The organism is Streptomyces sp. NPDC047515, from assembly GCF_040643055.1.
Taxonomy (GTDB): Bacteria; Actinomycetota; Actinomycetes; order Streptomycetales; family Streptomycetaceae; genus Streptomyces.
The window spans coordinates 1-19,029 of record NZ_JBEYTM010000049.1 but is presented as its reverse complement, the minus strand read 5'-3'; the positions used below and the strand labels follow the sequence as shown (position 1 = coordinate 19,029).

Annotated in this window: 20 protein-coding genes and 2 pseudogenes; 11 read left to right on the top strand and 11 right to left on the bottom strand. The window is 70.0% G+C overall.

Annotated elements, in window-relative coordinates; genetic code table 11:
* Positions 1–41: 41 nt before the first annotated feature.
* On the bottom strand, positions 42–728 hold the full coding sequence (locus ABZ826_RS30260; RefSeq protein ID WP_361455202.1) for a DUF305 domain-containing protein: 687 nt from the start codon (positions 726–728) through the stop codon (positions 42–44).
* 158 nt (positions 729–886) lie between these two features.
* Here ABZ826_RS30260 and ABZ826_RS30255 point away from each other — a divergent pair, with 158 nt between their 5' ends.
* Complete coding sequence (locus tag ABZ826_RS30255; RefSeq protein WP_361455199.1) at positions 887–2,377, top strand: hypothetical protein; 1,491 nt, start codon at positions 887–889, stop codon at positions 2,375–2,377.
* Between the two features lie 128 nt (positions 2,378–2,505).
* On the opposite strand, the gene ABZ826_RS30250 is transcribed toward ABZ826_RS30255, so the two are convergent.
* The 7 genes from ABZ826_RS30250 to ABZ826_RS30220 form a co-directional block, all read right to left on the bottom strand.
* A complete protein-coding gene (locus ABZ826_RS30250; protein ID WP_361455196.1) occupies positions 2,506–2,685 on the bottom strand; it encodes a hypothetical protein in 180 nt (59 codons plus the stop codon).
* 69 nt (positions 2,686–2,754) lie between these two features.
* Positions 2,755–3,456, bottom strand: coding sequence for an HAD-IA family hydrolase (locus ABZ826_RS30245; RefSeq protein ID WP_361455193.1), 702 nt, complete (start codon positions 3,454–3,456; stop codon positions 2,755–2,757).
* Between the two features lie 19 nt (positions 3,457–3,475).
* Entirely contained in the window at positions 3,476–4,183 is a 708-nt protein-coding gene (locus ABZ826_RS30240) for a phosphatase PAP2 family protein (protein ID WP_361455190.1), read from the bottom strand.
* 33 nt (positions 4,184–4,216) lie between these two features.
* Positions 4,217–5,152: a M56 family metallopeptidase gene (locus ABZ826_RS30235; RefSeq protein WP_361455187.1), complete on the bottom strand. Its 936-nt coding sequence runs from the start codon at positions 5,150–5,152 to the stop codon at positions 4,217–4,219.
* An 85-nt stretch (positions 5,153–5,237) separates the two neighbouring features.
* Positions 5,238–5,831, bottom strand: coding sequence for a DUF5134 domain-containing protein (locus tag ABZ826_RS30230; protein ID WP_361455184.1), 594 nt, complete (start codon positions 5,829–5,831; stop codon positions 5,238–5,240).
* Positions 5,832–5,971: 140 nt separating this feature from the next.
* Positions 5,972–6,796 (bottom strand): phosphoenolpyruvate hydrolase family protein, encoded by an 825-nt coding sequence (locus ABZ826_RS30225; RefSeq protein WP_361455181.1) that lies wholly within the window; start codon positions 6,794–6,796, stop codon positions 5,972–5,974.
* A gap of 28 nt (positions 6,797–6,824) precedes the next feature.
* Positions 6,825–8,078, bottom strand: a complete 1,254-nt coding sequence (locus ABZ826_RS30220; RefSeq protein ID WP_361455178.1) for a Tm-1-like ATP-binding domain-containing protein — start codon at positions 8,076–8,078, stop codon at positions 6,825–6,827.
* A 104-nt stretch (positions 8,079–8,182) separates the two neighbouring features.
* On the opposite strand from ABZ826_RS30220, the gene ABZ826_RS30215 reads away from it, so the two are divergent.
* Positions 8,183–9,601, top strand: coding sequence for a PLP-dependent aminotransferase family protein (locus ABZ826_RS30215; protein ID WP_361455175.1), 1,419 nt, complete (start codon positions 8,183–8,185; stop codon positions 9,599–9,601).
* A 22-nt stretch (positions 9,602–9,623) separates the two neighbouring features.
* Here ABZ826_RS30215 and ABZ826_RS30210 read toward each other — a convergent pair whose 3' ends face one another.
* Positions 9,624–10,010, bottom strand: coding sequence for a VOC family protein (locus ABZ826_RS30210; protein ID WP_361455172.1), 387 nt, complete (start codon positions 10,008–10,010; stop codon positions 9,624–9,626).
* A 329-nt stretch (positions 10,011–10,339) separates the two neighbouring features.
* On the opposite strand from ABZ826_RS30210, the gene ABZ826_RS30205 reads away from it, so the two are divergent.
* Positions 10,340–10,888 carry a GNAT family N-acetyltransferase gene (locus tag ABZ826_RS30205; protein ID WP_361455169.1) on the top strand — a complete coding sequence of 183 codons (549 nt, stop codon included), beginning with the start codon at positions 10,340–10,342 and terminating at the stop codon, positions 10,886–10,888.
* A 12-nt stretch (positions 10,889–10,900) separates the two neighbouring features.
* Here ABZ826_RS30205 and ABZ826_RS30200 read toward each other — a convergent pair whose 3' ends face one another.
* A complete protein-coding gene (locus ABZ826_RS30200) occupies positions 10,901–11,584 on the bottom strand; it encodes a glycerophosphodiester phosphodiesterase family protein (RefSeq protein WP_361455166.1) in 684 nt (227 codons plus the stop codon).
* Positions 11,585–12,104: 520 nt separating this feature from the next.
* Here ABZ826_RS30200 and ABZ826_RS30195 point away from each other — a divergent pair.
* From ABZ826_RS30195 to ABZ826_RS30175, 5 genes and pseudogenes are all read left to right on the top strand, one after another.
* A complete protein-coding gene (locus tag ABZ826_RS30195) occupies positions 12,105–13,502 on the top strand; it encodes a DUF6421 family protein (protein WP_361455163.1) in 1,398 nt (465 codons plus the stop codon).
* A 26-nt stretch (positions 13,503–13,528) separates the two neighbouring features.
* Positions 13,529–14,296 (top strand): SDR family NAD(P)-dependent oxidoreductase, encoded by a 768-nt coding sequence (locus ABZ826_RS30190; protein WP_361455160.1) that lies wholly within the window; start codon positions 13,529–13,531, stop codon positions 14,294–14,296.
* A complete protein-coding gene (locus ABZ826_RS30185; RefSeq protein ID WP_361455157.1) occupies positions 14,275–15,354 on the top strand; it encodes a low specificity L-threonine aldolase in 1,080 nt (359 codons plus the stop codon). Before ABZ826_RS30190 ends, ABZ826_RS30185 begins: the two co-directional genes overlap by 22 nt.
* 74 nt (positions 15,355–15,428) lie before the next feature.
* Positions 15,429–16,028, top strand: a complete 600-nt coding sequence (locus tag ABZ826_RS30180; RefSeq protein WP_361455154.1) for a transglutaminase family protein — start codon at positions 15,429–15,431, stop codon at positions 16,026–16,028.
* A gap of 26 nt (positions 16,029–16,054) precedes the next feature.
* A pseudogene (locus ABZ826_RS30175) lies at positions 16,055–16,723 on the top strand (phenylalanine--tRNA ligase beta subunit-related protein); the annotation flags it as partial.
* Positions 16,724–16,776: 53 nt separating this feature from the next.
* On the opposite strand, the gene ABZ826_RS30170 reads toward ABZ826_RS30175, so the two are convergent.
* Positions 16,777–17,499 carry a lysophospholipid acyltransferase family protein gene (locus tag ABZ826_RS30170; RefSeq protein ID WP_361455151.1) on the bottom strand — a complete coding sequence of 241 codons (723 nt, stop codon included), beginning with the start codon at positions 17,497–17,499 and terminating at the stop codon, positions 16,777–16,779.
* 230 nt (positions 17,500–17,729) lie between these two features.
* Here ABZ826_RS30170 and ABZ826_RS30165 point away from each other — a divergent pair, with 230 nt between their 5' ends.
* The 3 genes and pseudogenes from ABZ826_RS30165 to ABZ826_RS30155 all read left to right on the top strand — a co-directional run.
* Complete coding sequence (locus ABZ826_RS30165; RefSeq protein WP_361455282.1) at positions 17,730–18,044, top strand: thioredoxin family protein; 315 nt, start codon at positions 17,730–17,732, stop codon at positions 18,042–18,044.
* Positions 18,045–18,240: 196 nt separating this feature from the next.
* Entirely contained in the window at positions 18,241–18,747 is a 507-nt protein-coding gene (locus ABZ826_RS30160; RefSeq protein WP_361455148.1) for a flavin reductase family protein, read from the top strand.
* Positions 18,748–18,948: 201 nt separating this feature from the next.
* Positions 18,949–19,029 (top strand): annotated as a pseudogene (locus ABZ826_RS30155) (electron transfer flavoprotein subunit beta); the annotation flags it as partial.

The window sequence follows — 19,029 nt, the reverse complement described above, 5'->3', positions numbered from 1 at the left end:
ACCGGCGGTCGGAACGGGGGAGAGGCGCGCCCGGGGCGCGGTCAGGACGACAGCGCGCGCATCCGGTCGATCTCCACGGTCTGCTGGGCGACGACGTCCCCGGCCATCTCCTCGATCTGTACGTTGTTCCCCTGCGAGAGCACTTCGGTCGCCATCGTGATCGCGCCCCGGTGGTGGGTGGTCATCAGCTTCAGGAAGAGTTCGTCGAAGGCCGTGCCCTTCGCCGCCCGCAGCTCTTCGAGCTGCGCCGGGGTCGCCATGCCGGGCATCGCCGCGTGGTCATGGCCGCTCGCGCGCCTCTCTCCGCCGTTGTGCTTGAGCCACCCCTGCATGGCGCCGATCTCCGGCTTCTGGCCGGCGGCGATGCGCTCGGCGAGCCGCTTGACGGCGGCGGAGCCGGAGCGGCCGGGGGCGAGCTCGGTCATCTCCAGTGCCTGGGCGTGGTGTTGGATCATCATCTGCACGTACCGGAAGTCGGCGGAGTTGGGTGTGTCGTCCCCGGCAGCCTTCAGCGCCTCCTCGGCGGACAGGGTCCGCGCGGGCTCTCCCGGCTTTCCGGGCGCCACCACCGAAGGGCCCGCGTCCGTCCCTGCCTTCGTACGGCTGTCGCCGCTCCCCGCGTCGCATGCGCCCAGGGCGAGAATGGCGGACACGATGGCCGCGACGAGCACGGAGCTGCGGACACGCCTGGTCTGACGGCGGATCAACAAGTGGACCTCCATTGCCATATGGGGTGGTTGCCCACTGTCCTAACACGCTTCCGCACGACAGCGATCAGAAAGTTTCATTACGTCTCTGTTGCCATCTGTTGGGATGGCCATGGGGAGGACGATACTGCCGAGGTCCGTGAACCGTTCAACTACGTTCGGATACATGGGAGGACGCAGTGATTTCGTTGCACACGAGCCCGGTGCGGCGCAGACGCCTCGGGGCCGCAGCAGCGGCCGCCGGGCTGCTGGCCACGCTGTTCCTGGCCGGTCCCGCGGCCGCGACGCCCGACCCCGGTGACGCGGCCGCCGCCCGTACCGATGTCTCCGCCGCCCAGGAAGCCGAAGCCACGGCCGCCATCAGGAGCGGTGAGATACCCGGCGTGGACGAAGTCGTCCACAGCGGCAACATCACCCATCTGGCCAACGTCCCGAAGGACGCGCTCAAGGGGCTGAACACGGACCTGGCCTTCCAGGGGAAGTACGCCTTCGCGGGAAACTACGACGGCTTCCGGATCTACGACATCGGCAATCCCAAGTCCCCCAGGACCGTTGCCCAGGTCCTCTGCCCCGGTTCGCAGAACGACATCTCGGTGTCGGGAAACCTGCTCTTCCTGTCCACCGACTCCTCGCGCAGTGACAACTCCTGCACCAGCACCACCCAGCCCGCCACCGAGAAGTCCTCCTGGGAGGGCATGAAGGTCTTCGACATCAGCGACAAGCGCAACCCGAAGTATGTCGCCGCTGTCGAGACCGCCTGCGGATCGCACACCCACACGCTGGTCCCCGAACGCAAGAACGTGTACGTGTACGTCTCCTCGTACGCGCCGAGCGAGGCATTCCCCGACTGCCAGCCGCCGCACGACGGGATCTCCGTCATCAAGGTGCCGCGCAACGCACCCGAGAAGGCCGCCGTCGTGAACTTCCCGGTCCTCTTCCCGGACGGCGGCAACCCGGGAGCCCCGACCAACCCGGGCGTCTCCAAGACCACCGGCTGCCACGACATCACGGTGCTGCCCTCGAAGGACCTGGCCGCCGGAGCCTGCATGGGCGACGGTCTGCTGTTCTCCATCAAGGACCCGGAGCACCCGAAGATCATCGACCAGGTGCAGGACAACGTGAACTTCGCGTTCTGGCACTCCGCGACGTTCAACCAGAAGGCCGACAAGGTCGTCTTCACCGATGAACTCGGCGGCGGCGGCGCGGCCACCTGCAACGAGGAGGTCGGCCCGAACCGCGGCGCCGACGGCATCTACGACATCGTCGGCAAGGGAGACCACCGCAAGCTGGTCTTCCGCAGCTACTTCAAGATCGACCGCCCGCAGGCCGACACGGAGGTCTGCGTCGCCCACAACGGTTCGATCGTCCCGGTCAAGGGTCGCGACGTGATGGTCCAGGCCTGGTACCAGGGCGGAGTCTCGGTGTGGGACTTCACCGACTCCTCGAAGCCGAAGGAGATCGGCTACTTCGAGCGCGGCCCCGTCAGCACCGACGCGGTCACCACGGCCGGCCCCTGGTCGGCGTACTACTACAACGGCTACATCTACTCCAACGACATCGCCAAGGGCTTCGACGTGCTGAAGCTCGACGACCGACGGACCGACCCGGCGAAGCGGGTACGACTGGACGAGCTCAATGTGCAGACGCAGCCGGACTATTTCGACCGCTGATCCGGCCGGTCCCTCCCTCGCACCTGCGCCGGTCGGTTCCACCGCGCACCGGTGCCTCCCGCCGGGCGGATTCCCCGCCCGGCGGGAGGCACGGTCCGTCCGGAATCCGCTCGGAGCCGACAGGCGTGTCAGGCGGCGGGCCTGGCGCTCCCGCCGGTCGCCGCCGCCCACTCCACCAGCAACCGCTGGTAGTGCTCCTCGTCCTCGGGGGACAGACAGCCGCCGGAGCGCTGCCACAGGTCACGAATCTCTTTGTTCACCACGGCGGCGGGACGCACGGAATCGGGGGAGCACGGAGAACGGGACATACGTACAGGCTAAGGCCCCGATGTGACAATCGGACCCATTGCGCGTCGGGGACATCTCTCACATGTCTCTCAGGCAACGCCCGGCAGCAGTCCGAGCGTCCGCAGCCCATCGGGCCGTTCCTCCAACGGCAGATGCCGTACAAACCGTACGTCACAGCCCACTGCCGCCGCCCCGCCGTCCGCGTGCGGTTCGTCGCCGACCATCACCACATGCGTCGGATCCTGTCCGAGAAGTGTGCAGGCCCTGTGGAAGAGCCGTGCGTCCGGCTTCTGGACGCCGTGCTCGTACGACAGGACGTAGGCGTCCACCAGGGCGTCCAGCCCGTGCGCCCGGAACACCGGCCGAAGGTCCCAGCCGATGTTGCTGACCACACCGACGCGGGTGCCGCTGTCGCGCAGTGCGCCGAGCACCTCCGCCGCGTCCGGGTACGGCTGCCAGGCGACGGGTGACCGGTGCCGCTCGTAGAGCGCGTCGTACAGTCCCGGATCCGGCAGGGCCACCTGCCGGGCCAGTCCGGTGTACGCGGCCCGGTGGAGTTCCGCGCTCTCGTCACGGGTGGCCCACACGGAGGCGAGCCGGGCGGGCACCTGCCGGGGATGCGGACCGCCCGGCAGTGCCCCGGCCTCCTCCAGCTCCTGCGCGTACCGCTCGAAGTCGGCCCCGCCGACGGTCACCCCCCGTTCGGCGAGGACCGCGCGCAGCCAGGACCGGACCGGTTCGATGCGGAACAGAGTCCCGGAGAAGTCGAAGAGCACACCCTTGATCTGCATGGGCGCGATCCTCCCCGGTTCAGGAACGCCGGGGCAAGGCCGGACGATCCGGACCGCCACGTCCCTCGTACCGGGCGAAGCCGGCGACGGAGAACCCGGCCAGGGCCGCCCCCAGCAGCCAGCCGCCCAGCACGTCGCTCGGCCAGTGCACCCCCAGATAGAGCCGGGTGACACCGACACCGACCACCGACACCCAGCCCACCACCAGAGCCGTCCGCCACACCAAGGGCCCCGTGCCGTGCCGACGCAGCAGCCAGAGCAGCAGAGCGCAGCTGACCGTCGCGGTCATCGCGTGACCGGAGGGGAACGCGGCGTAATGGGCGGAGTCCACCGGATCCGGCCACCGCGGCCGTTCCCGGCCGACCGCGGACTTCAGTCCTTGCTGCAGGAGGGCGGACAGCACGCTCGTCACCGCCACCCACACCGCGAGCGCCCGCGCCCCGCGCCACCACAGCGCCACCATGGCCACCGCGATCAGAGCGCGCATGGTCCACGGATCCCACACCCAGTCGGTCAGGATCCGGTTCACGTGGACGAGACCGGGTTCGGTGACCGCCCTGCGGTGCAGGGCGTCCGCGACCGTGCGGTCGAGTGTCATCAGCGGCGACCAGCGCGCGGCGACCAGGATCAGCAGGATCAGTGCGAGGGCGGCGCAGATCGTGGCCGTACCGAACGGCGTGGCGCGGAAACGGGGGCGGCCCGGTGGTGCGAGAGGCGGGGACGGCATGGGGCGATCTTCGCGGAAGATCCGCGCATCCGGCTATCCCAGTGCGCTGAGTCCCGGAAGGAAGGCCACCAGCAGCGGAACCACCGGTACCAGGGCAGCCGCCGCGGTCAGCCGGAGCCGACGGCCCGCGGTGAGCCGTTCCACCGGGGTCAGCAGCCGGTTCACCCGCCGCGGCAGCTGCGCGTCGGGCGACGGGCAGGGGCCGAACACCCCTCGGTCCTCGTTGAGTTCGACGAGGGCCAGGGCGATCGTCAGCCGTCCGAAGCGCCTCGACGCCACATCGTCCGCGGCCAGTTCGACCAGCCGGTGCATCTCGTCACGGAAGGCGGCGAACACCGGCACCTGCGGAAAACCGGTCGCCAGCGCACCCGAACAGTGCAGCAACCAGTCGTGCCGGGCCTTCGCGTGCCCCTGTTCATGGGCCAGCACCGCATCCAGTTGACTGCCCTTCAGGCGACCGAGTGCCGCGGTGGTGATGACCAGTTGAGGTGCCGCACCAGGCAGCCACCAGGCGTCCGGACGCTCTCCCTCCAGGACGACGAGCCGGCCGCTGCCGGGCTCCTCCCCAGGCATCAGCGGGGAACGCACCAGCAATTCCGCCCGGCGCCGCCTGCGGCGCACCTGAGCCCGGTGGATCTCCCGGGTCAGCATCGCCGCCGTCCACACCCCGCCGAGCGCCAGCAGCACGGCCATGGCGGCGGTCCACTGCCCGTACCCACTCAGCGCATACGCTTCCACCACGCCACGCGGTGCCGGTGCGAACACGTGCCCGCGCACCGCCTGCCAGGCCGCTGCCGCGCTGAAGGTCATGGAGAGCGCGAAGGAGACCAGCACTGCGGCCACCACGCACTGCCATACCCACAGCGCGACGACCGGCTCGCGCTCCGGCCACTGCGCCCGCGCCATCAGACGCGGGGTCACGACGGCGGTCAGGGCACCGAGCAGCAACAGGGCCAGGGAGACCAACATGGCGTCAGCCTATGAGTGGCACGGTGGTCACGGTATGGCTGTGCACGGCAAGTGACGTACGCCACGGTTTGCTCGTCCCCCTGTCTCACAGAGTGAGCAGCATCGCGAACATGGCGATCCCCATCGTCAGCCGGCAGGCGAGCGCGAGCTCGGGCCGTGCGCCCCAGCCGCCCCCGGCCGGCCCCTCCCCGACCGGTCCACCGCCGCCCGCCGTGGCGGCCACCGGTATCAGCCGGGCCCCCGACCGCAGTACGTACACCGCGTAGTAGGCCAGCAGCAGCCCGGTCAGCAGAGGTACGCCCCCGGCCGTCGCCACGCCGCCATGGCCCGCGTGCCCGCCGTGCCCCCCTCCACCGCCGGGCGCCATCGTCAACGCCATGTAGACCATCGCCGACGACCCGATCAGATGGTGCAGATGGTGCCCGCTGCGCCGGGAGAACCACAGCGCGCGCAACGCGGCCGCGCCGAACAGCACCGCGTACACCGCCCACCCCCACCCGGGTGGTGTCACGACGGCGGCCGGCATCGCCATGGCCGCCATGCCGAAGCCCATCAACGCCTCCGCACGCGCCGCCCTGCGCCCCTCCGCGGTCTGGCTCCCCGTGCGCAACAGGCAGTACGCGCCCGTCATCGCGCACAACGCCATGAGCAGCCAGCCGGACATCGCCGGTCCGTGCACAGCGCACCTCCCCCTGGACGTACGACTTGGGTCCCCCTGGTCGATGCCCGGGCCGGGACCGTCGTACGCGGCGCACTGGGGTGTACGGGGAGCGCACGGAGGGGGTGTTCCCCGCCGCGCGCCGTACTTACCCGGCCGGGTCAGCCGAGGGTGAGGGACTTGAAGGCACGCGCCTGGTCGGTGATGGCGCGCTCGGTGGGAAGCCGTTCCATGGACGACGCGCCGAAGAAGCCGGCGATCCCGGACGTGTGCTCCAGGACGTAGCGGGCGTCCTCGGGCTCGGCGATCGGGCCGCCGTGGCAGAGCACGATGATGTCGGGGTTGACGCGCTTGGCGGCGTCGTGCATGTCCTGTACGGCGGCGGCGGCCTGATCGAGCGTGAGCGCGGTCGAGGCGCCGATGGACCCCTTGGTGGTCAGCCCGACATGCGGTACGAGGACGTCCGCGCCGGCCCGCGCCATGTCGTCGGCCTGCTCGGGGTCGAAGACGTAGGGGGCGGTGAGCAGGTCGCGTTGGTGTGCCTGGCGGATCATGTCGACCTCCAGACCGAAACCCATGCCCGTCTCTTCCAGGTTCTCGCGGAACTTGCCGTCGTACAGACCGACCGTGGGGAAGTTCTGCACGCCGGTGAAGCCGATGGCCTTCAGCTGGTCGAGGAAGTTGCCCATGATCCGGAACGGGTCGGTGCCGCACACACCGGCGAGCACGGGGACGTCCCGCACCACGGGGAGGACCTCGCCGGCCATGTCCAGCACGATCGCGTTGGCATCGCCGTAGGGCAGCAGGCCCGCCAGGGAGCCCCGGCCGGCCATCCGGTAGCGCCCCGAGTTGTAGATGATCAGCAAGTCGACGCCGCCGGCCTCCGCGCACTTGGCGGACAGACCGGTGCCCGCGCCTGCGCCGATGACTGCCTTGCCCGCGCCGACCTGGTCGGTCAGGCGTGCCAGAGCTTGGTTGCGGTTCACGGAAAGGCTCCTCTTCGGTAAGTGTGACTCAGACGTTCGCGGACGAACGGTCGTGAGCGGTGATCAGCTCGTGGAGGTGGTCGGCCGCGGCCACGGCGAAGGACGGGTCGTTCAGATGCGCGTCGATCTCGCGCAGCTCGACGGCGCTGCCCCGGAGTGCCGCACGTAGCGACGCCAGCCCGGCCGCGTCGGCCTCCGGATCGTGAAAGGGACCGTCCGGGGCATCGACGGCGGAGACGCCGCCGAGCGGCCAGAAGACCGCTGCCGGGCCGCGTGCCGAGGCCAGCTTCCGCCCCATGAGGGTGCCCAGGTCCGTCATTTCGTCGGCCGTGGTGCGCATCAGGGTGACGGTGGGGTTGTGCACCAGGAGGCGGCGTTCGGCGAAGCGCTCCGGAACCGTCTCGCCGGCGCCGAAGTTGACCATGTCCAGCGCGCCCGGCGCGACGACCTGCGCGATGCCCGCCCGGCCCGCAGCGGTCAGCCGGTCCGGTCCGGCGCTCAGCACTCCGCCGACCAGTTCGTCCGCGAGTTCGGTGGTGGTCAGGTCCAGGACACCGGCGAGGAACCCGCCCGCGGCGAGCTTCTCCAGCGCCCGGCCGCCCGCCCCCGTGGCGTGGAAGACCAGGACCTCGTAACCCAGTTCGTCCAATCGGCGCCGGGCCGCGTCGACCGCGGGCGTGGTGACGCCGAACATGCTGGCACCGATCAGCGGCCGCCCGCCGGGGTACGGGCGGCCGACGCTCCGCTCGTGGTGGGCGGCCATGCCGGCCGCCGCGGCCACCGCGTTGCCCAGGATCCGGGACGACACCGAGTTGATGCCCGCGACGTCGACCACGCTGTACATCATGGTGATGTCGCTGCTGCCCACGTACGGCGACACGTCCCCGCCGGCCATGGTGGACACCAGCAGCTTCGGAACGCCGACGGGCAGCGCCTGCATGGCACGCGCGGCGATGAACGACCCGCCGCTGCCGGCCACCGCCAGCACCGCGTGCAGCCGGCCCTCCCGGTGCAGATCACCGACGACCAGTTCGACGCCGTCGGCCATGGCGGTCACGGCCGCCCCGCGGTCCCCGGCGGCGCGCAGCGCCTCCAGATCATGTCCGGCGCGATGTGCGACGGCGGCGGCGCCGATGTCCCCCGCGGGGGCACCGACGGGCGGCGGCATCACACCGGCGTCGACGAGGACGACGTCGCATCCCGATTCGCGCAGCCGCGCCGAGAGCCACGCGTACTCCGCCCCCTTGGTGTCCAGTGTCCCGACGAGCACCACGGTCGCCATGTTCTGCTCCTTTGCAACGGCGTTCTCCCGATCATGTGCCAGGCGCCGGAAAGCGGCCAAGACCACTTGGCGGCAATTGGCCTGCGGCGGGTGATGATGGGTGCATGGACCGCATTCCTCCCACCCGCCTGTCGCGCCTGCTGACCGGGTGGTCCAAGGGTGGCCCGGGTGCGCTGCCGCTGCTGCTGGCTCAGGCACTGCGCGAGCTGGCGCAACGGGGGGACGTGGCTCCCGGCACGGTGCTGCCCTCGCAGCGCGCCCTCGCGACGGCGCTCGGCGTCGGCCGCAGCACGGTGACGGCGGCGTACGGACTGCTGGAAGCGGAAGGGTGGCTGGACAGCCGGCAGGGGAGCGGCTCCCGGCTGCGGGGTTCGGGCGCGGTGGGCGAGCCCGCGACCGAGGGACGGCTGGCCAGTTTCGGGACACGGGAAGGGGTCATCGACCTGTCCAGCGGTGCGCTGGACGGCCTGCCCGCGGTCGCGGAGGCGATCGGTGCCCTGTCCGCCCAGGACCTCGCCGCCGCGCTGGCCGGAGACGGGTACCAGCCGTACGGCTTGCCCGAACTGCGCGAGGGGATCGCCGAGTACCACCGCTCGGCGGGCCTGCCGACCTCGCCCGAACAGATCCTGGTGACCGCCGGGTCCCAGCAGGCCGTCTGGTTGATCACCCAGGGTCTGGTCCAGCCAGGCGACACCGTGATCGTGGAGGACCCGACCTACCGCGGCGCTCTCGAAGCGCTGCGGGCCCGCGGCGCCCGGCTGGTCCCGCTGCCCGCGGACACCACCCACGGTGACAACGCCGCCGCACTCGCACGGCTGGCCGGCCACATCCGCCCGCGCCTCGTCTATCTGCAGCCGTCCGTCCACAACCCCACCGGACGCGGCATGGACGAGCACACCCGCCGTGCCTGGGCCGCAGTACTGGCCGAACAGGGCCTGTACACCGTGGAGGACAACGCCTATGCGGAACTGTCCCTGCGCCACGACACCGCGCCGGTCTCCCTGGCGGCCCAGCTGCCGCCCGCCGCCACCGCCACCGTCGGCACCCTGTCCAAGCTCTTCTGGGGCGGCCTGCGACTGGGCTGGATACGCGCCTCCACCACCGTCGTCCGCCGTCTGGCCGACATCAAGAAGTCCGTCGACCTGTCGTGCCCGGTGGTGGACCAGATGCTGGCCGTGCAACTGCTCCGCCGACTGCCCGCGGCGCGCGCCACCCGCCGCGCCCGGCTGCGTGAACGCCTGACAGAGACCGAACGGCTCCTGCGCGCCCAGCGGACCGGATGGCGATGGGACCGGCCCGCGGGAGGCTCCGCCCTGTGGGTGGAGATCCCCGGCGCCGACGCCGAGGCCACCGCCCAGCTGGCCCGCCGCGCGGGCGTACTGATCGTGCCCGGACCCGCCTTCTCCGCCGTAGACGGCTTCCGCCACCACCTGCGGCTGCCGTTCGCGGACCACGACGGCAGTCTGGAAAGGGCCCTGCCCGTGCTCGTCGACTGTGCGGAGCGAAGCCGCACCGGGCGCTGACGGCCCCGCTCCGGCGGCCCCGTCAGGGGCGGTGGCGCAGTGGGTGGTCCGCCGGTACCTCCACCATGACGATCCGGTGCCCGTCCGGATCACGGATCCACATCTCGACGAGCCCCCACGGCTCGCGCACCGGCGGCCGCAGCACCTCGACGCCGCGGGCCGACACCTCCTCGTGCGCCGCCCGGACGTCCGCGACCTGCATCCAGAGTTCGAGACCGGGCACCGGCGGTGCGGCGGCACGCCCGGAGACCTCCAGGAAGCCGCCGCCGAGGAAGTAGACCGTGCCCCGCTCGGGGCCGGTGCCGAACTCCCGGTAGACGGGCAGCCCGAGGGACTCCCCGTAGAAGACCCGAGACCGCTCGGGATCGGCCGGACGCAACAGGATCCGGCTGCTCAGCACATGAACCATGCGCCGCACTCTAGTGCTGTGGCCAGGCAGGTCCGCCGGGAAGCTCGCGGCGTCCGGTGCGGTGCGTCGCACGGCGGAGGATCGCCCTCGTCGGACGTACTCGGGCGATGCGACAACGCGGCGAGGTGCCGTGCCGGGCGCCACGAGCCGGTGAACCCTTCCGGTCACGGCACCAGGGGTCTTTCCTCTGCAACGGGGCGGGATGGCGAAGGGCCCCCGGTGCCGGGGCACGCGAGCCCGGCGTGATCCGAACGAGCGGGCCCGGGTGCGGAACACGCGGGTTACGCTGCTCCGGCACGGCCACAGCAGAGAAACGGAGAGCCATCGCCATGGACACAGCCCCCGCCCAGGACTTGCAGCTGACCTTCCGCGATGCGGCCGACGCCGATGTGCCCGCACTCGTGACGCTGATCGAGTCGGCGTACCGCGGGGACTCCAGCCGGGCCGGATGGACCACCGAGGCGGACATCCTGCAGGGGCAGCGGACCGACCCGGACGGCGTCCGCCAGGTCGTCGAAGCGCCCGGCAGCCGACTGCTCGTGGTGGAGCGCGACGGCGCGCTCATCGCCTGTTGCCAGCTCGAACACCGCGGCGACGCCGCCTACTTCGGGATGTTCGCGGTCCGTCCCGAGCTGCAGGGAGCCGGCCTCGGCAAGGTGATCATCGCCGAGGCCGAGCGCGCCGTCCGGGAGGGCTGGGGGGTGACGGAGATGCACATGACCGTGATCTCGGTGCGCGAGGAACTGATCGCCTGGTACGAGCGCCGCGGCTACCGCCGTACGGGCAGGCTCAGCCCCTTCCCGTACGGCGACGAGCGCTTCGGTATCCCGCAGCGTGACGATCTCACGTTCGAACTCCTGGTCAAGGACCTGGTGTGACCGCGGCGGTGATCAGGCGGTGAAGCGGCTGGCGCGGCGGATCTCCGGGTAGTCGGTGGTCGCGCCGTCCAGCCGCAGGGCGCGTACCAGCCGCAGATGATCCTGGGTGTTCACCACCCAGCCGATGACCTTCAGTCCTTCGGCATGCGCCTGCTCGACCACCTCCAGGGTGAGGCGGCGGATGTTCAGTGCCAGCGTCTGCGCACCCACCGCCTTCGCCCGGTCCACCACGTCGTTGCGCCAGCGGCTGGCGATCAGCACGGTCCGTACCCCCGGCACCAGCTGCGCGATCTCGGCGACCGCCTCGTCGTGGAAGGACGACACCTCGACCCGCTCGACGAGACCGCGTCGCAGCATCACTTCGGCCAGCGCGCGGGCCGCGGCCACATCCTTGATCTCTGCCTGTACGGGGGACCGTACGGCGTCGAGCACCTCTTCGAAGACCGGCACCCGCTCGCCCTGCCCGGCATCGAGTTCGCGCAGCTCGGACAGGGTCTTCTCGGCGATCGGACCGCTGCCGTCCGTCGTGCGGTCCACTTCGGTGTCGTGCATGACGGCCAGCGCGCCGTCCTTGCTCAGGTGCAGGTCGAGTTCGATGGCGTCCATCCCGGCCCGTTCCGCGTGGACGAATGACCGCAGGGTGTTCTCCGGCTCGACGCCCATCACTCCGCGATGACCGATGGTGAGAAAGGACAAGGCAACTCGCTTCCGTCGACGGCGTCTCCCCGCAGGCTGCTCCTACCCACGAAGCACCGCGGCATTACGGCAATCCGGCAGCCTACGGCCCGCTGTCGGGAGGCAACCGCCCGGCGCCGGGGGAGCGGCGCCGGGTTCCCGGACATCGGTGGCACCGAGCAGGAGCCCGGTGATGACGCCTGCGGCACGGACGGCACGGATGCTCACGCGGCGGGTCTCCGGTGGTGGAGCGAAAGGCGGATGCCGTCCGTCCTACCGGTCCGTGGCCGTACCCGGCGAGCCGTGTCACCCATGCGTGGGCGCGTCCGCACAGTTCGATCGTTCGCGCGTTCGATCGTGTGGGGTCGGCAGTGCCGGAATGCGTCGGGTCGACGGAAGTGGTCGCCCGGGAGGTTCTATGCAGGAAGAATCGCGGTGACCACGGGGGGTCGACAGGATAATCTTCTGGGGCCCACTTGTCCGAAGGAACCGCACACGGATACGGTTGCTTGACGCGAGGTTCTCCCGTGGAGGAAGTGTTATGACGGAAATTCTTGTGCACGACGTCGCCGCAGGTGACATAGCTACGGATCAACGAGTGGTCGATCACCCCGCCTGGCCCGCGCTCAAGAATGCCGTGGAGGAGATCCGCCCCTGGCAGTCGAAGGACGGATCCATCGACTTCGACGCCGAGGACGCGCCGTCCCCGGCGGTCGCCGGGGCGACCCTGGAACGCGTGATCGCCGCGGTCGAGGAGCTCTCCCCGCTGCTACCGCACGACGCCGCCTACCACCGCGCCCTTGTCGCGGACCTGCGCCGCTGGGCCGCGGACGGCTTCGGCGTGCCGGACTTCCTCGATTCGCTGCTCGCCTTCCAGCCGGCCAAGGACCGCGCCGACGGGGTGCAGCACCTGGTCCTCTTCGCGATGTACACCCAGAACGGCAACCCGGACCGCAACCTCGAAGCGGTCGTGCTGCGGATGGTCTGGCCCGAGTGGCTGGCCGAGCTCGAAGCCACCCGCTACGACAACCCGCTGTTCTGCGGCATCACCTTCGAGGGCTTCACCTCGGGTTACGACACCAATTCCGCGGTGCTTTTCCCGGAGACCGTCGCCGTGCGTGAGGCCCCGGAGCGGTTCAGCTGGGGCGGGATCTTCTGCGACCGCGAGGCCGCCCGCTTCCGTCGGGTCACCGAGGCGTCGGTCGAGCTGCTCGGCGTCGAGCTGCCCGCCGACATCCGCGAAATGATCGGCGACCAGCAGCGATGCGAGCAGGCCTTCGTGCTCTGGGACATGGTTCACGACCGGACGCACAGCCACGGCGACCTGCCGTTCGACCCCTTCATGATCAAGCAGCGCCAGCCGTTCTGGATGTACGGGCTCGAAGAGCTGCGCTGTGACCTCACCGCCTTCAAGGAGGCCGTGAAGCTGGAGGCCGACGGCTTCCCGCAGGGCCGCGACGTCCAGTACGCCGTGCTGTTCGACCGGATGTTCCGCTTCCCCGTCACCGGTGAGCGCGTCCGCAACTACGACGGCCTCGGCGGCCAGCTGCTCTTCGCGTACCTCCACAAGCACGACGTCGTCCGCTGGACCGACAACAAGCTGCGGATCGACTGGGACCGTGCCCCGCAGGTCACCAATCAGCTCTGCGCCGAGATCGAGACGCTCTACCGCGACGGTATCGACCGTCCCAAGCTCGTGCACTGGTTCGCCGCGTACGACCTCGTCTCCACCTACCTCGCCCCCCACCCCGGCTCCCGCTGGGCCAAGGGCCCGGACGCGCTCGATGTGTCGCAGCCGCCGCGGAAGCTCGTCGACGAGGTGCTTCCGGACGAGTTTCCCCTGAGCATGTTCTATGAGGCGCTCTCCAAGAAGCTGAAGAACGTGATCGCCTCGACCAAGGGGATCACCGCCGCGGATGCCGAGCGGGCAGCCGCGTGAGCGCCGGTCCTGAGGAGGCGGTGGTCATGAACGGAAACGGAAAGGGCAGCGGGAGCGGTGCTCTCGAAGGTGCCGTGGTCGCGGTCGCCGGGGCCGCCGGTCCGGCGGGCCGGGCCGCGCTGCTGCGGCTCGCCGAGGCCGGTGCGACCGTCGTCGCCTCCGACGCGGACGCCACCCGCCTGGCCGAGGCGGTCGACGCCGCCCGCTATGCCCACGGCGGCGCCACCGTCACGGGTGACACGGTCGATCTTCTGGACCTCGGCGCCACCCGCGACTGGGCGGACAAGACGGAGAAGGAATTCGGCCGGATCGACGGCCTGGTCCACCTCGTCGGCGGCTGGCGCGGCAGTTCCACCTTCGGTGGGACCGACCTCGCCGACTGGAATCTGCTGGAGAAGCTGCTGATCCGCACGGTCCAGCACACTTCGCTGGCCTTCCAGGAGGGCCTGCAGCGCAGCGACCGGGGCCGTTATGTGCTGATCAGCGCGGCCGGGGCGAGCAAGCCCACCGCGGGAAACGCGGCCTACGCCGCGTCGAAGGCCGCGGCCGAGGCCTGGACCCTCGCCCTCGCGGACGCCTTCCGTAAAGCGGGGGGCGAGGAAGGGCCCAGAACGGCGGCTGCGATCCTGGTCATCAAGGCACTGGTGCACGACGCGATGCGCGCCGAGCGCCCCCATGCGAAATTCGCGGGCTTCACGGACGTCAAGGATCTGGCCGACGCCATCGTCGGCGTCTGGGACCGGCCCGCCCCGGAAGTGAACGGAAAGCGCCTGTGGCTGACCCCACAACCGTAAGGACCGACGCGCGACGCCACCACGACCCACAGGTACGCGGTTTCGCCAGCGACAACTACGCGGGCACGCACCCGGAGATTCTCGCGGCCATCGCCCTCGCCAATGGCGGTCACCAGATCGCCTACGGCGAGGACGAATACACCGGGCACCTCCAGCGCGTCATGCACAGCCACTTCGGCCCCACCGCCGAAGCCTTTCCGGTGTTCAACGGAACCGGTGCCAACGTCGTCTCCCTCCAGGCGATGACCGACCGCTGGGGCGCGGTGATCTGTGCGGAATCCGCCCACATCAATGTCGACGAGGGCGGTGCCCCGGAGCGGGTGGGCGGTCTCAAGCTGCTCACCGTACCCACGTCGGACGGCAAGCTCACGCCCGAGCTCATCGACCGGCAGGCGTACGGCTGGGACGACGAGCACCGGGCCATGCCGCAGGTCGTCTCGATCACCCAGAACACCGAGCTGGGCACGGTCTACACACCCGACGAGATCCGGGCGATCTGCGAGCACGCTCACGGCCACGGCATGAAGGTCCATCTGGACGGGGCCCGGATAGCCAACGCCGCGGCGTCGCTGGACGTGCCGATGCGCACGTTCACCAACACCGTCGGCGTCGACGTCCTCTCCTTCGGCGGCACGAAGAACGGGGCGATCTTCGGCGAGGCCGTGGTCGTCCTGAACCCGGACGCCGTGCGTGCCATGAAGCACCTGCGCAAGCTGTCGATGCAGCTCGCCTCGAAGATGCGCTTCGTCTCCGTGCAGTTGGAGGCGCTGCTCGCCGGGGACCTCTGGCTGCGCAATGCCCGGCACGCCAACGCCATGGCCCAGCGGCTCGCGGACGGCGTGCGTGCGGTGGACGGGGTGGACATCCTCCATCCCGTCCAGGCCAACGCCGTCTTCGCCCGGCTGCCGCACGAGGTGAGCGAGCGACTGCAGAAGCGCTTCCGCTTCTACTTCTGGGACGAGGCCGCCGGCGATGTGCGCTGGATGTGCGCCTTCGACACGACGGAGGACGATGTCGACGCGTTCGTTCTCGCGCTGAAGGACGAGATGGCGAAGTAATTCGTCTGAATAAGTATGCGGTCGTTCGGAAAGTCATTGACATCCGGTCGACCGCATACTTACGCTCGGCGGTCATGGAGCTGATCCAGCAAGTCCCGGATATGTCTGCTTACCTTGCCGCGGACGAGGCCATCGACCACGGGCACCCGGTGGTGCAGGAGGCGGTCGCCGCTCTCCGTGACAAGACCGCCGACGCATACTCATACGCGGCTACCGCCTATGTCTTCGTACGCGACACGATTGCGCACTCGGCGGACGCGGGGGACCTGCGGGTCGCCTGGCGTGCCTCCGACGTCCTCGCGACACGCAACGGCATCTGTCACGCCAAGTCCCATGCCCTGGCCGCTCTCCTGCGCGCGGCGGGCATCCCGGCCGCCCTCTGTTACCAGGCGCTCTGCGAGGGCGGCGGGGAGCCCGGTCCCGTGCACGGGCTGATCGCGATCAGGCTGCCCGGCCGTGACCGCTGGGACCGTCAGGACCCACGCGGCAACAAGCCGGGCGTCGACGCCCACTTCTCGCTCGATGGCGAGCGGCTGGCGTGGCCCGTTCGGTCAGAGTTCAATGAAGTAGACTATCCAGTACTCTATGCTGCACCGCATCCGGCGGTACTGCACGGCCTGAGGTCCGCCGAGGACCGCCCGCAGCTGTGGCGCACTCTCCCCACAGCGCTCTGAGATCCCGTCCCGAGACAAGGCAGTCGATGACCCTGACGTTCACCGTCTCCGACGACGTACGCACCCTCGCCCCCGGCTTCACCCATATCGCCGTCGAAGCGCGTGGCCTGGTCAACGGGCCCAGCAGCGACGACAGTTCGGCGCTGTTGGACGAGGCCGGCCGCCGACTGGCCGAACGGCTCGATGGCCGGGCCCCGCACGAGGACCCGCACCTCGCCGCCTGGCGCGAGACGTACACCGCCTTCGGCGCCAAACCCTCCCGCACCCGCAACTCCGCCGAGGCCCTGGCCCGGCGCGCACTCACCGACGCCGGGCTGCCGCGCATCAATCTGCTGGTCGACCTCTACAACGCCATCAGCGTCGCCCATCTGATCCCTGTCGGCGGCGAGGACACCGACCGCATCAGCGGCACGATGCGACTCGTGCGTTCCACCGGTCGGGAGCCGTTCGTCACCGTCGCAGGCGGCGAGGAGACCGTGGAGCACCCCGAGCCCGGCGAAGTCGTCTGGTGTGACGACGAGGGCGTCACCTGCCGTCGCTGGAACTGGCGTCAGGGGCTGCGCACCCGGCTCACCGAGGAGTCCGTGAACGCCGTGTTCCTGCTGGAGCGCCTGGCGCCCATGACGATCGGTGAACTCGAAGCCGCAGGCGCCGAACTGGCCGAGCGGCTGGAGAAGCTGAGCCCCGGAGCACGGTCACCGTCGGTGCTCCGGAGTGACGTTTCAGCCGTGGTCGTGAGCCGGTCGCATCAGCTCGCCCCGCGCACCTCGGCGGCCGTCGGAGCCGTACCGCCGAGGTGCGCGGGCACCCACCAGGTGTCGCTCGCGTCCTTCGGACGTACGGGATAGGCGCGCTGGGCCGCTTCGAGGAGCTCCTGAACCCGCTCCCGCAGCCGCCGGGTGATCGCGCCCGCGTACTGGTCGGTGGGCGCCTCCACCGGCTCGCCGACCCGGATCGTCACGGGGAGGTGGTTGCGCTTGAAATTGCGCGGCCGTCCCTTGGTCCACAACCGCTGCGTCCCCCACAGCGCCATCGGGATCAGTGGGACGCCGGCCTCCTGGGCCAGTCGGGCGGCACCCGACTTGAAGCTCTTCAGCGTGAACGACTCCGAGATCGTCGCCTCGGGGAACACGCCCACGATCTCCCCGGACCGCAGCGAGGCGAGCGCGTGCGCATACGCGTCCTCGCCCTGTTTGCGGTCGACCGGGATGTGCTTCATCCCGCGCATCAGCGGACCGGAGACCTTGTGCCGGAAGACCGATTCCTTCGCCATGAAGCGGACGAGGCGCTTCTGGGGCAGCGCCGAGAGCCCGGTGAAGATGAAGTCCAGATAACTGATGTGATTGCTGACCAGCACCGCGCCACCGGTCTTCGGGATGTGCTCGGAACCCTGAGTATCGATCTTCAGGTCAAGCGCCTTGAAAAATGTACGAGCGGCGCCGATGACCGGTCGATAGACGAGTTCTGCCATCTGGGGAAGACCCTTCTTCAGCGCCTGGGGAGGATTCTCCCGGCGGAAGTTACGCAGCCGTAGGTTTGCGGCATTGCGCCGATCGTGCCCCATGCGCGACGCGGTGGCCAGTCTCAGGGGGCGTGGGGCGGGAGATTCTCGTCACGTGGAAGCGCGGGGAATGCCACGGTGCTCGGCGGTGCTGACCTCTTGCGAAGAGCTCTGACAGGAGGCCGCAGGTGGACGGGCAGATGCACGGGGGAACGCTGGACGCGGCCCGACTCGGCGCGGAATTGGGGGAGAAGGCGACCCTGGTGCAGTTCTCCAGCGCGTTCTGTCAGCCGTGCCGGGCCACCCGGCGCACTCTCGTCGAGGTGGCGCGCATGGTGGACGGCGTGGCCCACGTCGAGATCGACGCCGAGGCGCATCTCACTCTCGTGCGCGAGCTGGGGATCAGCCGGACGCCGACCGTACTGGTCCTCGACCCCGGCGGCCGGATCGTCCGCCGGGCCGTCGGGCAGCCGCGCACCGTCGACGTCGTTGCCGCACTGGGGCAGGTGATGTGACGGACCGTGATGCATCTCCCACATCGCGGAACGCTCTTGACTGCACCCACCACGCATCGTCAGTCTGACGCTATGCCGCCGGAACTCCTTCTCTACGGCCGAACCCATGTGGATCTCGCCCGAAATGCGAGTGCGCGCTGTCCGGGTGCCTGAGCAGACAAGGCCCCGTACACCTCTTCCGCAGAAGGATATTTCCATGGCGGCTACGCCCGAGCTCGGCACCTCCCGCACGGCTTCCCCCGAACTCCTCCGCTCGGTCTTCCGGCAGCACGCCGCCGGCGTCGCAGTGATCACTGCCGCAGGCGACCGGCCGGTCGGCTTCACCGCCACCTCATTGAACTCCGTCGCCGCCGAGCCGCCGCTGATCTCCTTCGGGGTGGGAACCTCGTCCTCCAGCTGGCCGGTCGTGGCCGAGGCCGAGCACATCGGCGTCCACATACTCGGTGAGCACCAGCAGGATCTGGCCGCCACATTCGCCCGCAGCGGCGCCGACCGGTTCGGCCCGTCCACCTATTGGCGCAGTGGCCCCGAAGGAGTGCCGGTGCTCGACGGCGTGCTGGCGTGGCTGGTCTGCCGTGTGGTGGCCCGGATCCCGGCGGGCGACCATCGGATCGTGATCGCGGAGGCCGTGATCGGAGATCCGGCCGGAGGCGGTCGCCCGCTCCTCTATCACCAGGGCCGTTTCACCGCCCTGCGGGACTGAGAACTCCCAAGCGGCACATGGGTGCGGCACGTTGGCCAGATCACAGTTCCAAGCGCTTGCTCATGGGTGAGGCACTGGGTGTACTGGCTAGTAATATTTCCTTCGGAGCGTCGGTCGCCCCGACCGGAAACCGCCCCATCAGGCGCCTATGCTGCGTGCAACAAGGCAGCCCAGAAATGACGATGCAGTAGGAGAGCCGGCGTGAGCTTGAGGATCGTTGTCTGTGTGAAGTACGTGCCCGACGCCACGGGTGACCGGCATTTCGCCGATGATCTGACGTTG

Coding starts and splice junctions, on each gene's coding strand:
- ABZ826_RS30260 (WP_361455202.1), bottom strand. CDS start 728: ATGGCAATGGAGGTCCACTTGTTGATCCGCCGTCAGACCAGGCGTGTC.
- ABZ826_RS30250 (WP_361455196.1), bottom strand. CDS start 2,685: ATGTCCCGTTCTCCGTGCTCCCCCGATTCCGTGCGTCCCGCCGCCGTG.
- ABZ826_RS30245 (WP_361455193.1), bottom strand. CDS start 3,456: ATGCAGATCAAGGGTGTGCTCTTCGACTTCTCCGGGACTCTGTTCCGC.
- ABZ826_RS30240 (WP_361455190.1), bottom strand. CDS start 4,183: ATGCCGTCCCCGCCTCTCGCACCACCGGGCCGCCCCCGTTTCCGCGCC.
- ABZ826_RS30235 (WP_361455187.1), bottom strand. CDS start 5,152: ATGTTGGTCTCCCTGGCCCTGTTGCTGCTCGGTGCCCTGACCGCCGTC.
- ABZ826_RS30220 (WP_361455178.1), bottom strand. CDS start 8,078: ATGGCGACCGTGGTGCTCGTCGGGACACTGGACACCAAGGGGGCGGAG.
- ABZ826_RS30215 (WP_361455175.1), top strand. CDS start 8,183: ATGGACCGCATTCCTCCCACCCGCCTGTCGCGCCTGCTGACCGGGTGG.
- ABZ826_RS30210 (WP_361455172.1), bottom strand. CDS start 10,010: ATGGTTCATGTGCTGAGCAGCCGGATCCTGTTGCGTCCGGCCGATCCC.
- ABZ826_RS30205 (WP_361455169.1), top strand. CDS start 10,340: ATGGACACAGCCCCCGCCCAGGACTTGCAGCTGACCTTCCGCGATGCG.
- ABZ826_RS30195 (WP_361455163.1), top strand. CDS start 12,105: ATGACGGAAATTCTTGTGCACGACGTCGCCGCAGGTGACATAGCTACG.
- ABZ826_RS30190 (WP_361455160.1), top strand. CDS start 13,529: ATGAACGGAAACGGAAAGGGCAGCGGGAGCGGTGCTCTCGAAGGTGCC.
- ABZ826_RS30180 (WP_361455154.1), top strand. CDS start 15,429: ATGGAGCTGATCCAGCAAGTCCCGGATATGTCTGCTTACCTTGCCGCG.
- ABZ826_RS30170 (WP_361455151.1), bottom strand. CDS start 17,499: ATGGCAGAACTCGTCTATCGACCGGTCATCGGCGCCGCTCGTACATTT.
- ABZ826_RS30165 (WP_361455282.1), top strand. CDS start 17,730: ATGCACGGGGGAACGCTGGACGCGGCCCGACTCGGCGCGGAATTGGGG.
- ABZ826_RS30160 (WP_361455148.1), top strand. CDS start 18,241: ATGGCGGCTACGCCCGAGCTCGGCACCTCCCGCACGGCTTCCCCCGAA.